The sequence below is a fragment of the Streptomyces sp. NRRL WC-3626 genome (assembly GCF_000718785.1).
Classification (GTDB): Bacteria; Actinomycetota; Actinomycetes; order Streptomycetales; family Streptomycetaceae; genus Streptomyces; species Streptomyces edwardsiae.
The window spans coordinates 174,816-188,382 of the sequence record NZ_JOCA01000008.1 but is presented as its reverse complement, the minus strand read 5'-3'; the positions used below and the strand labels follow the sequence as shown (position 1 = coordinate 188,382).

The 13,567-nt window shown below is 69.6% G+C and carries 12 protein-coding genes; 6 read left to right on the top strand and 6 right to left on the bottom strand.

Translation table 11 applies throughout. From position 1 onward, the window contains the following. The first annotated feature begins 55 nt into the window (after positions 1 to 55). Positions 56 to 1,714 carry an N-6 DNA methylase gene (locus IF28_RS0115060; protein WP_030219430.1) on the top strand — a complete coding sequence of 553 codons (1,659 nt, stop codon included), beginning with the start codon at positions 56 to 58 and terminating at the stop codon, positions 1,712 to 1,714. 110 nt (positions 1,715 to 1,824) lie between these two features. Beyond that, entirely contained in the window at positions 1,825 to 2,223 is a 399-nt protein-coding gene (locus tag IF28_RS0115055) for a hypothetical protein (RefSeq protein WP_030219427.1), read from the top strand. Between the two features lie 10 nt (positions 2,224 to 2,233). Here IF28_RS0115055 and IF28_RS0115050 read toward each other — a convergent pair whose 3' ends face one another. Continuing rightward, a complete protein-coding gene (locus IF28_RS0115050) occupies positions 2,234 to 3,289 on the bottom strand; it encodes a hypothetical protein (protein WP_030219426.1) in 1,056 nt (351 codons plus the stop codon). A gap of 231 nt (positions 3,290 to 3,520) precedes the next feature. On the opposite strand from IF28_RS0115050, the gene IF28_RS0115045 reads away from it, so the two are divergent. Continuing rightward, entirely contained in the window at positions 3,521 to 3,931 is a 411-nt protein-coding gene (locus IF28_RS0115045) for a hypothetical protein (RefSeq protein WP_030219425.1), read from the top strand. A 37-nt stretch (positions 3,932 to 3,968) separates the two neighbouring features. On the opposite strand, the gene IF28_RS0115040 is transcribed toward IF28_RS0115045, so the two are convergent. Further along, the gene (locus IF28_RS0115040; RefSeq protein WP_030219423.1) at positions 3,969 to 5,036 is read right to left on the bottom strand and encodes a hypothetical protein; all 1,068 of its coding nucleotides are present in this window, start codon (positions 5,034 to 5,036) and stop codon (positions 3,969 to 3,971) included. 447 nt (positions 5,037 to 5,483) lie between these two features. Between IF28_RS0115040 and IF28_RS0115035 the strand changes: the two genes are divergently transcribed. After that, a complete protein-coding gene (locus IF28_RS0115035; protein ID WP_030219421.1) occupies positions 5,484 to 6,443 on the top strand; it encodes a helix-turn-helix domain-containing protein in 960 nt (319 codons plus the stop codon). Positions 6,444 to 6,551: 108 nt separating this feature from the next. Continuing rightward, positions 6,552 to 7,112, top strand: coding sequence for an RICIN domain-containing protein (locus tag IF28_RS0115030; protein ID WP_158713685.1), 561 nt, complete (start codon positions 6,552 to 6,554; stop codon positions 7,110 to 7,112). A gap of 64 nt (positions 7,113 to 7,176) precedes the next feature. Here the strand turns inward: IF28_RS0115030 and IF28_RS39185 are convergent, their stop codons facing one another. The 4 genes from IF28_RS39185 to IF28_RS39180 form a co-directional block, all read right to left on the bottom strand. Next, positions 7,177 to 8,907 carry a GTPase gene (locus tag IF28_RS39185; RefSeq protein ID WP_158713684.1) on the bottom strand — a complete coding sequence of 577 codons (1,731 nt, stop codon included), beginning with the start codon at positions 8,905 to 8,907 and terminating at the stop codon, positions 7,177 to 7,179. Beyond that, entirely contained in the window at positions 8,900 to 11,347 is a 2,448-nt protein-coding gene (locus tag IF28_RS0115020) for a GTPase (protein WP_158713683.1), read from the bottom strand. Before IF28_RS0115020 ends, IF28_RS39185 begins: the two co-directional genes overlap by 8 nt. Positions 11,348 to 11,980: 633 nt before the next feature. After that, positions 11,981 to 12,172 carry a hypothetical protein gene (locus tag IF28_RS0115015; protein WP_030219404.1) on the bottom strand — a complete coding sequence of 64 codons (192 nt, stop codon included), beginning with the start codon at positions 12,170 to 12,172 and terminating at the stop codon, positions 11,981 to 11,983. A 1-nt stretch (position 12,173) separates the two neighbouring features. Beyond that, positions 12,174 to 12,317, bottom strand: coding sequence for a hypothetical protein (locus IF28_RS39180; RefSeq protein WP_199808997.1), 144 nt, complete (start codon positions 12,315 to 12,317; stop codon positions 12,174 to 12,176). Between the two features lie 142 nt (positions 12,318 to 12,459). Here IF28_RS39180 and IF28_RS0115005 point away from each other — a divergent pair, with 142 nt between their 5' ends. Then, on the top strand, positions 12,460 to 13,449 hold the full coding sequence (locus IF28_RS0115005) for a S66 peptidase family protein (protein WP_030219401.1): 990 nt from the start codon (positions 12,460 to 12,462) through the stop codon (positions 13,447 to 13,449). Positions 13,450 to 13,567: the final 118 nt, after the last annotated feature.

Sequence of the window (13,567 nt, the reverse complement as noted above, 5' to 3'; positions counted from 1 at the left end):
GTCAACGGCCGTCATTCATTGAAACGTGGTCCCGGCGCTGTGTACCTTAGGGGGTATGCCAGAGACCCCGGCCACGCCTGCGAACCCGTCGGTCACCGGTTCCGAGATCGCCCGTATCGCGGGTGTCACCCGCGCCGCCGTGTCGAACTGGCGGCGGCGGTACGACGACTTCCCCGCCCCGGTCGGCGGCGGCGCCAACAGCCCCCTGTTCGACCTCGCCGAGGTCCAGGCCTGGCTGGACAAGCAGAGCAAGGGCCAGGACGTCACCGACGAGGTCCAGCTCTGGCAGGTGCTGCGCGGGGCCTACGGCGACGACATCCTCGGCGGGCTCGCGGACATCGCGCACACCCTCGCCGCCCCCCGGAAGAAGGCGCCGGACGCGCTGCCCGAGCAGGCGGTCCGGCTGGCCCGGCAGATGGCGGCCGGCGGTTCCGCCGCCGACGTGGTCAACGGCCTCGCCGAGCGCTTCACCGAGTCCGTACGGCGGGCCGGTTCGGAGCAGGTGACCTCGCCCCGCGTCGTCCGGGCCGTCCGGCACTTCGCCGGCGACGTGGCGGCCGACGCGGTGCTGCTCGACCCCGCCTGCGGCATCGGCACGCTCCTGCTCGCCCTCGGCACCGGACCGGACGCGCGGCGGTACGGCCAGGAGGCCGACACCCGCAGCGCCCGGCTCGCGCAGTCACGGGCCGGCCTCGCCGGACTCACCCGCACCGAGATCGCACAGGGCGACTCGCTGCGCGCGGACCGGTGGCCCGGCCTCAAGGCCGACCTCGTCGTCTGCGACCCGCCGGTCAGCGACACCGACTGGGGCAGGGAGGAACTCCTCCTCGACCCCCGCTGGGAACTCGGCACCCCCTCCCGCGCCGAGGGTGAACTCGCCTGGCTCCAGCACGCGTACGCGCACACCGCACCCGGTGGCCGGGTCGTGATGGTCATGCCCGCCTCCGTGGCGTACCGCAAGGCCGGCCGCCGCATCCGCGCCGAACTCGTCCGCCGGGGCATCCTCACCCAGGTCACCGCCCTGGCACCCGGCACGGCCGCCGCACACTCCCTCCCCGTCCACCTGTGGCATCTGCGCCGGCCGCGCACACCGGACGACACGGCCGGCACCGTACGCATGGTCGACCTCACCTCGGGCGGCCCGGACGATCCCCTGGAGCCGCGGCCCCGGCAGATCACCGAGGTCCCCCAGATCGACCTGCTCGACGACACGGTCGACCTCACCCCGAGCCGCCACGTCGAGGAGTTCCACCGCGACTACGTGACGGAGTACGACACCCTGCGCCAGGAGCTCACCGAACACGTGCGGCGCCTGACCGAACTCCTGCCCGTCCTCGTCGCCGGCGAAGGCACCGGCGCCCTGGAGGGCCCCAGTGTCAGCGTCGCCGACCTGACCAGGGCCGGGCTGGTCGAGTACGCCGACCCCGAACCGGTCTCCGTCAGCGACCAGCTCGACACCGACTTCCTCCAGGGTTTCCTGCACAGCGCCGCCAACAGCCGCCGCTCCACCACCGCCAGCGGTACCTTCCGCCTCGACAGCAAGGGCGCCCGCATCCCGCAGATGGACATCACCGCCCAACGCGAGTACGGCGCCGCCTTCCACGCGCTGCGCGAGTTCGAGGAGCGGTCGCGCCGGGTGACGGAACTCAGCCGCCAGATCGCGGCACTGGCCCGCGACGGGCTGAGCAACGGGGCGCTGAAACCCGGCACCTGACACCTTCGTGTCGAAAACGTGTACGCGAATCCTCCAGGTGTCTGGCACGATGAGACGCTGCATCGAAGTGTCTTCACGCGGGCCGAGCGTCCTGAACGAAGGGGATTTGCATGGCGGACTGGATCTACATCCTCGATCCGCGCAGGGACACACTGGACGGTGAACCGTCCGACAAGGAGACGATGCTCCAACTGGCGCAAGAGGAACCCGCGTTGGAGCTCTGGCTCGGCCGCCGCAACCGTATGGGACCCGGCGACCGCCTCTGGTTCTTCTTCAGCAGACCCGAGGCGGCGGTCGCCGCCGTGGCCGAGGTCGACGAGGAACCCCGCTCCGACGACGAGGACCCCGACATCCCCTTCGTGGTACCCGTCACCCTGCTGACCGAGGCGACGAAGTCGCTCTACCGCGACCCGGTGAGCCGGGACGAACTGGGCCTGGGCCAGGTGCGGTCGGTGCAGAAGGTGAAGCCCGAGGCACTTCCGGTGCTGCTCGCGCGAGCGGGGCTGTAGCGGACCACGTTCAGCAGGTCAGATCTCCGCTGTCCGTGGGGTCGTTCCTCCCCGTGGACAGGGAGACCTGCTTGATCTTCCCGGTGTACGGGCCGACCGCACCGTCGCCGGTGGATCCGTCGGAGTAGTACAGGGCGTACGCCCACGGTTCGGCGTCCTTCTCGAGGCCCTCGACGACATCCTTGAGGCGCTGGCTCTGAATGTTGACGTTGAGGCAACCGCCCTCGAGATACGACCAGTCGGGATTGACGCCCTCCGTCCTGTCCTCCGCCACCGCGTCGAGCGGGAGCAGGGACAGCGCGGCCTCCAGCGCCCGCTTCTCACCGGCCGGCTCCGCGAACACGACGTCCACGCTGATGAGATGGTCCTTCAGCTGCTCCGCCGGCGGCACGGTGGCGCAGACGACGGCGTCGTCCGACAGCCGGTAGGCGACGGGGTCCCCGATGGACTGACCCGTCTGGGCCGCGCATTCCCTCGACCACGAGACACGCCGGTACCGGGAGTCCCACCAGGAGATCGGTGAGCCCAGCCCGCGCCCCTCCCTGGCGTCCTCCTCCGGTCCGTCGAGGGTCTGCTTCGGCAACGGCGCCTCCTTGTAGGGCGCGACGTGCGGGCAGAACTCCTTCCGCAGGAAGTCCGCCATGGCCGCGGCCTGCTCCTCGGTCCCGCCCGAGCTGACGTCCGAAGCCTGGATCCCCTCCCACGTACGGTGTCCGACGGCCACGTCACGGCATGTGTCGACCTGGAGGGCCGCCAGCCCCTGCCGTTCCTCCAGACTCGTCTCCACGCCCTCACCAAGGCCGTAGCCGTTGGCGTCCCCCACCTCGCCCAGTCGGTTCACGAGGTCGTCGTCGACCCCGGCCGACCGGAGAAGGTCGACGAGCGAGGTGTCGTCCTCGACAGGCGCGTCGGTGTCCGGTTCGGGCGGGCTCTGCCCGACCTCCGCCTCGGCGGCGGCTTCGGAGGACGGCCCGGCCGCCGGTTCCTCGTCGGAACCGCATCCGACGAGCGTGAGGGCCGACACGAGCAGCAACGCCACGGGGGCGAGGCGTCGGGGACGGGACATGGCGCTGAACTCCGGTCCGTGGGCGCTTCCACCAGGAAACGATCTAGTTGTTGACCAGAGCATGAAGCACACGTGTTGGCGCTGTCAACGAGTGGATGAGCGGCGGGACTTCTCAACGTCCGGTCCCGCACCGACGGGCTCGTGTACGTCGGGGATGCCCGGTGGGGCTAGGGTCGTCCCGGCACCGGACTCAGGGGGAGTGACGGGCGTGCTGACGGACTCGGGGGTGTCATGACGCTGCTCGCGGTCTTCGTTGGGCTCGTGGTCGGCTGGGTGGCGCTGCGCGGGCTGCTGGTGCATCCGCTGCTGCCGGTGTGGGTGCGGACCTCGGTGTTCTGGACGGTGCCGGTCTGCGCCCTCACCTGGGTCGTGATCATGACGGCTGACGACGCGTCCCTGTTCCCGGAGACCGCCCCCTGCCCGAGGGTGCCGATGCGCGAAGGCATCCTCGGGGACGGTGAGGTCTCCGGGATCTCCACCCCGTTTCCGCCGCGCGCCTACTGCCGGTGGGAGGACGGCACGGTCTACGACCTCGCACCCGGTGCCGAGTTCCTGTTCTGGGTCTTCTTCGCCATGACGGTCGTACCGCTCGGGACGGGACTGTGGCACGCCCTGCGCAGGCCCACGTCGCTCCTCCGTTAGATCGACCGGTGCGGTGCGGCAGCGGTGGCGTCCGGCCTCACCGCGCGCCCTTGACCGCCCGATCCCGCCACAGGCAGTACACGGCCGCCGGGTCGTCCCAGTACCGCCACGGAAGGGCGTCCACGTACCCGTCGACCAGCCGGAACTGCAGCAACGCCGCCTCGTGCCGGCCCTGCCGGGTCAGGAAGTACGCCAGCAGATGCCGCACGGACGCCGTGTCCGGGTGGCCCTGCGGCGCCTCGGCCACGTCCGCGAGGACCGCGTCCACCATGGCGACCAGGTACGGCGCCCGGAAGTCGGCGTCCTTCGCGTGGTCGTCGCGGTGCTCGTACCACGCGATCAACGGCAGCGCGCTGAGCAGGCTGCCGCGGGGAGCCCCTGCCATGGCGTCGCGGGCGAAGGAGACGGCCAGATCCTCCGAGCCGCGCCACTTCGCACACCAGTACTGAAGCGCCGCGCAGTGCGCACCGTAGTGATACGGATCCCGGACGGTGATCTCCTTCCAGATCCCGCGCATCCGCTCCCGCGAGTACCCCAGACCGAGCGCGGTCCAGATCTCGGAGACGTACGGCGAGGGGTCCTCGGGGTTCAGTTCCGCCGCGCGCGTGTGCAGTCGCGGCGCACGCCCGAGCGTGTCGTGGAAACCGGCGAACTGTTCCCGGCTGGTGTCCTTCGCCCAGCCGCCACCCCGTAGCCGCCAGGCCAGGGACACCGTCGCCCGGGCCCGCACCAGCGCCGCGTCGGGATCGTCCGGCCCGACCGCCGCCTCCCACGCGTCCAGCCAGCTGCCCCGACGCGCCGCCCGGTGCGAACCGAGCGCGTCGGAGTAGAGCGAACGCCGAGCCCAGTCGCGCTGCTCCCTGGTCCGCGCCAGCAACTGCGCCGCCGGCTCCCAACGCCCCTGTGCCGCAGCGGCCTTGGCGCGTTCCAGGTCGGCGTCGGCGGCAACTTGCAGCGTGTTCTGCGCGGACTGCGGCAGAAAACCCAGCGCCTCGGCCCTCCGCGACGAACGCCGGGGTGAGGACGGCCCGCCCATGATCCGACGGTAGTAGGCGACACCGACCGCGACGACGACCGCGAGAACGACGACACGAGCGACCTCCACGCTCACACACCGTCCCGTCGGGTCACGGCCGCCGCCAGGGCGTCCTGCGCACACACGAGTACTGCCATCAAGGAGTCCTTCACGGGGAGATACGGGGAGAGACACGGCTGAGTCAGCCGGCGGAGACGGAGTATCACCCGCCGATGTCACCGCTCGCAAACGCTTTCGGAGAGCGCCGGGGCCCTTGGAGTCACTCCGCGCGCCGGTGACAACTCGGGTCGCCTTCACGGGGTCCGGACCGCGGTGTGATCCCTCCGGTCCGGTCGGACACGCCGCCTCAACGACGTTTCCGTGTACGGACCTTAAGATCACCGAGGGTCTCGGCAGTGAGTCATCCGCGCGGGACACCTGGACAGTGGCACGGCTTCACGGGGAGCGACTTGTGAGGGAACGGGACGAGGTGAGGTCGGGCCGGCGCCACGACCCGCGCGGACGAGGGGCCGCCGTATGAGTCCGGTCCTGGACACCGCGTACATAGCGCCGGGGGACCGGGAGGAAGTGGTCCGGCACGCGGTGTGGGAATCCCTGGTGGCGGTCGACATCGACCATCGCCTCCCGGCCGAGGACGTCTCCGTCCGCATCGGGCTCGGCGCCGTGGGGCCCCTCAAGATGTGCTCGGCGCGGGCGACCGCGGTCACCGTCCACCGGACGGAACGGCAGGCCCGGGCCGACGAGGAACCGGCCGTCTTCCTCGGCCTACAGGTGTCGGGCACCAGCCTCGTGGCGCAGAACGGCCGCCAATGCGTGCTGAGGCCGGGTGAGTTCGCGGTCTACGAATCGATCACCCCGTACACCCTCCTCTTCGACGAGGGAGTCGACCATCACTTCCTGCGCTTCCCCCGGGCGGCACTCGCCCTCCCCGACCGGCTGTTACGGGACACCGCCACGGTCACCCTCGGCTCCGGCAATCCCGTAGCGGGACTCGCCTTCGGCTACTTCTCCCAACTGGCCGTCAGCGACGCCCTGCACGACGGCTCCCACGCGGAAGACGTCGTACAGCCCAGCGTCGAACTCCTCCGTGCCGTTCTGACGGCCCAGCACGGCGACTCCACCCGGTCCAAGGGCCCGTTGGAGGCCACCCTCAGCCTGCGCGTCACCCAGTACATCCGCGAGCACCTGGCCGACCCCGACCTCTGCGCACCACGGATCGCCGCCGCCCACGGCATCTCCGTACGCCACCTCTACGCCGTACTGTCCCGCTCGGGCATCAGCCTCGGCGACTGGATCCGCACCCGCCGCCTGGCCGAATGCAGACGCGAACTGGCCGGCCCCGACGCCCGCCTGCGCACCATCGCGGCGATAGGCCGAAGCTGGGGCTTCGCGAACGCCACCCACTTCACCAAGTCGTTCAAACAGACCTACGGAATCACCCCGCGCGACTGGCGCGACCAGAACACGTCGCAGTGACCGACCATCCCGGTTCAAGTCCCCGCCCCGCTGGGGCAAGGAGGCCCGGGTAAAGCGGGCAAGTCGTCTTTTGACATCTCACTGCCGTCCATGCGTCGACTCATTAGGATGACCGCCATGTCGCCCAGGAGCCGCCAGGTCAGTGCAGAGATCAGTCTTCCGTTCCTGAAGATCGGCACGAATGACGTCGGTGCGTTCTTCACGAGCCGCCGCCGCGAGCCGACCGGCCCGTTCCTCCTCATCTCCGCGAGCAGCGGGCTGGCACTCGACACCGCGTTTCACTCCGGGGACGGCAGCACGCCCCACTTGTGGGCGGCGCATGGCGAGTTGCATCAGCTGTGGTACCTGGAAGCGACCGGGCACGGACGGGAGGTACACATCATCTCGGCGAGCAACAACCTGCTGCTCGACGGTCGGGCGGCGGGATCCGGCGACCACCTCCGCATGCGGGGGCGCAGCGACGACGACGCGGCCTGGCAGCGGTGGCGTGTTTCCGTCGCCCCCGGCCTCCGGACGCATCGCATCATCAACGCGGGGACGGGGTTCGCGCTGGACTGTCCTCACGAGGCCGAAGCGAGGACGATGCCCGTGCTCTGGGAGCAGCACGGCGGCGGCAATCAACAGTGGCTGCTGGTCATGCCGTTCGTGGTGCCGGAGGGCGGTCACTGATCTCCGGTCGCCGAGGGTGTACGTCCGGGCGTCGCGCCGGTCGCACGGTTGGTCCACCGCTGCTTCATTCGGCCGGCCCGGCCAGCTCCTCGGCCTCGGCACGGAGGCTTCGGATTTCCTCCAGTGCTGTGTCACGTGCGGCTCTGATCTCCGCACCCGGCTGAGTGAGACCGCTGAGTGACCGTTCCACTTCGGCGATCCATGCGCTGAGGTGCCGCTCGCCGGCGTCTGTGAGCCCGGCCCGCTGTCTGCGTGCTTCTTGGGCGAAGTGTTCCCTGATCATCTTCCGGTGCTTGTTGACCGCCATCCACTTGCCCTGGTCCTGCGCGACGCTCGTCAAGTCCATCAACGGCTCCATGAGCGCCGTCGCCCACTGCACCTTGTCGGCCGCGGTGGCGATCTTCTTGGCAGCCTTCCCCTGACCCCACGGCTTGTACTTGCCCACACCGTTGGTGAACTTTCCGCCGGTGTCGAGCACCTTCTGGCCCACTCGACTCCTGTTGAGCCAGTTCGCTATGTCGGAGGCCGCGCTTCCCTGCTCGCCACCACCGGCCGCGACCTTCCCCGCCCACTCGTTCAGCTTTCCGGCGCCCGACTTCGCCGCCTTCTTCGCGGCTTCCCTCACCGCACGGGAGAACGGAGATTCGTCGTCCGAGGACGCGTCGATCGTCGTCTCGGGGGAGTCGAGGTCGTTCACCCATGCTTCGGGCTCAGGCACACCGGTTCCGTACTCGGCGACGAGCGCTTCGAACGCCGTACTCATCGATGAGGAGAACTTGGCGTCGAATTCGGCGCTCACACGCATCAGTTCGAGAGCGATGTCGACGGGGGACTCGGCCGCCTCCTCCGAGACGTCGGCGGCGATCCTGTTTCCCGCCGCCTCGAGCTTGAACGCGACGACATCGCTCTCCCTTGCCAGCGTGCTCAGCACGGCCTCTTCGGCCCTGGAGACCGAGCCCTCCACCTTCTTCGCGGTCTTAGCGGCCCCGAGCTCCTCGCCGCCCAGTTCCCACTTCAGTTCGGCGTCCGTCAGAACCCGGAGGAGTTCGTAGGCCTGGGCCTTCGGCCGGACACCGGTGACACCGGGCTCGACGATTCTGCGCAACTCGGCTGTGAGCGCGTCGATGCCGCTCTCCCCGACCAGCAGATCGCGCTGATCGTCGGCGAGGCCGGGGTCGTTGGCGGCGTCGACGTAGTCGCGGGCGTCGGTCGGCACGATCGGGACCCGGTCGGCGAACGAACCGAGGCGTTTGCGAACCTCATCGAGGATGACGTCACGATCGCTGTTCTCGGCGTTCATCTTGTTGACGACGACCACGCTGCGGTCGGCGAACCCGTCGTCATCGAGCGCCCGCAGAATCGCGCTGGTCTCCGCTTCACCCGGCAGTTCGCTGGTCGTCACGATCATCAGCGCGTCCGCGTCGCGCACGCCACGGCGCGCGGCGCCGGAATGCTCGTCGTTGCCCGACAGCGTCCCGGGAAGGTCGACCAGCGTCACGCCGTTCCACTCGTACGGCGTCGGCTTGTGGGTCTTGGGCGCGGCGTCGACGAGTTCCTCCACGGCGGCCGGCGGGAGCCGGAGCAGTGCCGCGACGAGCATCGACTTGCCCGCGCTGTACGGGCCAAGGAGCGCGACGCGCAGCGGGCTCGTGTCCGTGCGGGGCAGGCTCGCCGTCAGGTCCCGGGTACGGGCATGACTGTTCAGGACAGTCTCAGCCCGTGCACAAAGCGCGTGCACGCGGGCGGCCGGCCCTTCGTATCCCTTCAGCGCTTCAACCGGATTGCCGTCAGTCATCTGTGTTCCCGATCTCGATCCGCTCGGTGAGTACATCCACGAGGTGGTCCTGTAGAAGTGCCCGCACTTCCGTCGCGCGGGACGCGTCGGTCCGGACGCGAAGTTCGATTCCCGGCGTTCTGCGCGCCAGGTGGACCGCCGCCGGGTCCCCGCCCACAAGGGCGAGGAGCCGGCGTACCAGTACGAGATCGATGGAATCGAGGGCGGACCGTACCGTCGACCGCAGTCGTCGGAGCTGCTCGAACCGCTCCCTCGTGCGGCTGAGGTCGGCGGCCTCCTCGTCGAACCGGGCCATGGCCCGAGCCGCTGTGACGTCGATGATGCGCGTCAACTGCCGTTCGACTCCGTCGAACAGTTCGTCCAGCTTGGCCTCGGCCTCGGCCGCGGTCTCGTTGGTCCACTTGTCCTTCGCGAGCCGCGCTCGCTCCACCTCACCGTGCACCGCCTTCGCCGCTCCGGCCAGGATGGCCAGCACATGACTCATGTTCTCCGCGGTCGAGTTGGCCTTCCCGGTACCTGGGGAGCGCCCCTTGCCGTGCTCCTGGGCGGCAAGGGAGTTCAGGAACGCGGTCGCAGCTCCCTTGACGGCCGCCATGCTCAGGACCGGGATACTCGCGTCAGGCCGCGGTTCTATGTGCAGGCCCTCGTCGTCCTGCGACTTCGCGGTGTCCGACCGCGCGCGCAGGACCCCCCGCCGCTTCCCCAACGCCTGGGCGAATTCGCCTTCCAGACCCGAGACGAGTTCCGTCAGCTCCAGGCCCGTGATGAAGTCGCTCCACCGCTGCGCGTGGTCCACACCACCCAGTCCTGCCACGACGTCCGCCAACTGTGCTCTGGCCAGGTGACGTTCGGCTTCGAGACGGTCGCGCGTGTTCCGGCCTGCCTCCTGGAAGGCGTCGAGGAGGGCGGCCTGTCGGCTCGGCGTCGACTGTTCGAGGTCGCCGAGTACGAGGTCGATGTGCGTGAGTTCGGCCATCGCCCGGTCGTGGAACGCGGCGAGCGGCGCTCGTACGCCGTCGGCCAGCCGTACGGCACGCAGGGGTATCGCGCGTTCGGCGAGGAGCCGGACGAGGGACCGCTCCATCTCGGACAGCCTGCTCGCCCGGAAGGCCATGTCCCTCAACTCGCCGTCGGCGGTGGACAACGCTTCGTGCGCCGCACCGGAATGGACTGCGAGGACGGTGGGCGGAGTGACGCCGACCGTGCCGGAGACCTGCTCGATGCGGGCCATGTGGCCCGGCGCCGACGCGAAGGCTCTCTCCGGACGCTCCGCGAAAAGCCGCAGGCGGTCCGGTGTGTCGACTCGTTCCTTCACATTGACGACGGCGAGCAGGGGCTTCCCCGAGAGGAGGAGCCGTTGGAGTTCGGCGGACTCCTCGCCGCGCAGCGTGTCGGCATAGTTCCATATGACCGCGTCGGCGATGTCGCACGCGACCCGGGCGTGATGGGCGTCGAGGTCGTCGTCCTTCGCGGCGACGCCGGGTGTGTCGAGATAGATCACGGAGCCGAGCTCGAACGCGGAGGTCTTCCGTGTGGTGCGGTGCGCCCCGCGTCCGATCCCGGTCCGGTCTGCGTCGCGGGTCAGTGCTTTCCTGAGCGTGGTCTTCCCGGACTTGGTTCTTCCGACGATGGCCACGCGTAGCCTGCCTCTCGTCTCAGGCATGTCCCGCACGGCCTCGCGCAGTTCGCGTTCAAGTGCCCCGATGCGGCGGATGACGCCGACGAGGTGCGCGCTCTCCATCGCGTGCGCGGAATACGACGGCGGCCGAAGGTGAGCCTCGACCTCCGCCCGGAGGGCGGACTGGATGTCACGGTAGGCGGTACGACTCGCATCCAGCGTCCCCGACGGCAGCCGAAGTCCGTCGGCCAGGGCCTCGAGAGCCTCGCCGAGACCCGGTGCGCTTCGCCGCGCGTCCATGGCCGCTGCCACACGGTCGAGGAACTCGGCGTTCTTCGTGTACCAGGACTCGAGCGCTCGCAGTTCGTCGACACGGGTCCGGGAGGCGACCGCGGACAGACCTGTCAGGAGCCGCGCCGCCGTGCTCGTCGCGGGTGCTGCCGGGAGATCGGTGGTGTCCGTCAGCGCCGTCGCGAGCCGCTGCTCGATCACGACTCTCACACAGTCGTCCGCGAGCATCTCCAGAGTGCTCCCAGACAGGGTGCCGGTGTCGCGCGCCCTGATCGCCCAGAGCAGGGCTTCACGCCGATCCGATCTGAACGTGAATCCCGTGTCCGGTCCGAGCCAGCGCCACCAGTCCGGTCGCACCGACAGGGCCGCCTCGTACGACTCCTCCGCGGCGACGAAGTCCCGCACCCTCTCCAGCAGCGTCACCAGATCGCTGTTCCGCAGATCCCGAGCCGCCGAGACACTGTGCTGCAGCACGAGTTCGCGTGCGCCGGCTGCCTGTCGGCTGCCTCGCCGGCGACGCAGGTCGGTCATCGCGCCAGCGAGGTCGATTCCACGGATCGAGCGCCAGATCTCCGCGGGCCACTCCTGATGGGCACGGCGACACGGTTCGAGGACGCCAGGGAGCAGCCGTTCCGCGAGCGCCACGACTGCCGGATCGGCCCGAAGCGCTTCCACCGTCACGCCCTCGAACGCCTGGAGATGAGACCGCAGTCCTTCGGTCCTCATCAACCCGCGAAGGGTTCCGGCCTCGGACGGCGAAAGGGTCCGGCCCCGGTCCGCCGCCCGACGGACCAGTTCATGTTCCTCGACGCACGCCGCCACGGCACCGGACACCCAGGGAAGAGTGCTCCCGGTCGGGGGAAGTGCGGCACAGCCCCGCTCATGAGCGGCCGCGTCGACGCCCTTGGCGAGGCGCATGAGGGCGGCCGCGCCGACGGTGGCGTCAACACCCAATGGTTCGAGCAGGAAGGCCAACGCTTCGGCTTTGAGGCTCGCCCTGTCGTCCACCCGCATTGCCCCTTGCTCCTTCGTCCCCCGCACGTGCGTGCCCGCGTCCCGCCCCGCCCGGGTGAGGGGCAGACCCCCTCGCGTAGGGGCAGCGGCGGCAGACAAGAGCGTAGACGATGTGTCCTCAGATTTTCAGCAGTTCATCCGTTGACGTCATCAACGCGTACGGTTTCCATCCCGTTTGTCGCGTCGCAGCTGTTCCCTGAGGGTCGAGCGGAGGGTGAGGGCGGCGTCGTAGTCTCCGACCTGCGAGGTGTCGAGGGTGAGGCGTAGCAGCGCGCGGGTCCTGTCGGACAGTTCGTCCGGACCGACTCCCGCCGCTGCCGCGAGCGGCGGGGCTGCGAGCACCTCATTCACCCGGACCGGCGTTGACCGTGGTCACGTCGACCCGCTCCAGCAGCTCCTCGTCGCCGTCCAGGACCAGCGACAGATTCTCGCGCAGCGCCGCCGCCAGGGCGTTGGTGTACGTCGTGAGCAGAACCCGGGTGTCCACGGAGCGGCGCACAGTCGAAGGTGTCCGCCTGGAGGCGGTCGGTGGGCCCAGCCGGGTTCCGGGGTTTTGATCACGTCGGGGAGGCGGAATATCGGCGGCACTGGCCTTGTTGCTCGCCAGCGTTGATCAACAAGGAGGCCCCATGTCAGTGATCCTTCGGCCCCGCACGCTACGTTCCGGCGACCTCGTGGTCGTTACCGCGCCCTCGGGCCAGCTTGAGCCGGGTGAGGAACCACTGCTCGACCGCGGTGTGGCGATATTGGAGCGGATGGGTTTCCGCGTGCGAGTCAGCCCAATGGTCGACCCGGCGCAGAATCGCTGGTGGGCGTCGGGCACTCCGGCGGAGCAGGCCGCCGAGCTCAATGGTCTACTCCGTGACCCGGAGGTACGGGCCATCGTCGCGCATACCGGTGGACAGGCGACCATCGGCTATCTCGATTTGATCGATCTGGACGCGATCCGGGCCGACCCGAAGCCGATCCTCGGCTATAGCGACATCTCGGTGCTGCACATGGCGTTGTACGCCAAGACCGGCCTCGTCGGCTTCCACGCCGACATCGTCACCCACGGTTTCGGCAGCGATTGGTACACGTTGGGCGACGAGGCCCGTCGGTCCGAACTCGTCGACCTCTACGCCCGTGTGCTCACCAAGGCCGAGGCGCCGGGCGCGCTGCCGGCAAGGGAGGCTTGGGAAACCTGGCGGCCGGGCCGCGCGCAGGGACCACTGGTCGGCGGCTTGCTGAACCGCCTGGTCCAGCTGCAGGCGACACCGTTCGCTCTGCCCGCCGAACGGTTCGACGGCGCCGTCTTGTTCTGGGAAGAGCTACAGCGGCCGGTCACGCGGATCTGGAACGACCTGCATGTCTTGCGGCTGTCCGGGGTGCTGGACCGGATCGCGGGCATGGTGGTCGGCATCCCGAGAGAGGTCACGCCCTACGAGGGCGGCGGAGACCAGGTGGGTCTGCGCGACGTTGTGCTCGACGTTCTGGCGCGGCGTGACATCCCCGTTCTCGCCCAGGTCGACTTCGGCCATACCTCTCCGAACCTGCCGCTGCCTCTCGGCGTCCGCGCAGACGTGGACGCGGACAACCAAACGCTGTCCCTGCTCGAGTCGGCGGTCGCGGAAAGCTGAGTTCTGTTGGCTGTTGGCGCGGGCCCGGAGAGCCGCGACGAGATCGGCCTGCACCTGGACACGGTTCGTGCCTGGCGCGGCCGGTTCGCCCACGGCGGCCTGTCGGCCCTGGAAGACT

Excerpts from the sequence above, each read along its gene's own strand:
- IF28_RS0115060 (WP_030219430.1), top strand. The coding sequence starts at position 56 with ATGCCAGAGACCCCGGCCACGCCTGCGAACCCGTCGGTCACCGGTTCC.
- IF28_RS0115055 (WP_030219427.1), top strand. The coding sequence starts at position 1,825 with ATGGCGGACTGGATCTACATCCTCGATCCGCGCAGGGACACACTGGAC.
- IF28_RS0115050 (WP_030219426.1), bottom strand. The coding sequence starts at position 3,289 with ATGTCCCGTCCCCGACGCCTCGCCCCCGTGGCGTTGCTGCTCGTGTCG.
- IF28_RS0115045 (WP_030219425.1), top strand. The coding sequence starts at position 3,521 with ATGACGCTGCTCGCGGTCTTCGTTGGGCTCGTGGTCGGCTGGGTGGCG.
- IF28_RS0115035 (WP_030219421.1), top strand. The coding sequence starts at position 5,484 with ATGAGTCCGGTCCTGGACACCGCGTACATAGCGCCGGGGGACCGGGAG.
- IF28_RS0115030 (WP_158713685.1), top strand. The coding sequence starts at position 6,552 with ATGACCGCCATGTCGCCCAGGAGCCGCCAGGTCAGTGCAGAGATCAGT.
- IF28_RS39185 (WP_158713684.1), bottom strand. The coding sequence starts at position 8,907 with ATGACTGACGGCAATCCGGTTGAAGCGCTGAAGGGATACGAAGGGCCG.
- IF28_RS0115020 (WP_158713683.1), bottom strand. The coding sequence starts at position 11,347 with ATGACCGACCTGCGTCGCCGGCGAGGCAGCCGACAGGCAGCCGGCGCA.
- IF28_RS0115005 (WP_030219401.1), top strand. The coding sequence starts at position 12,460 with ATGTCAGTGATCCTTCGGCCCCGCACGCTACGTTCCGGCGACCTCGTG.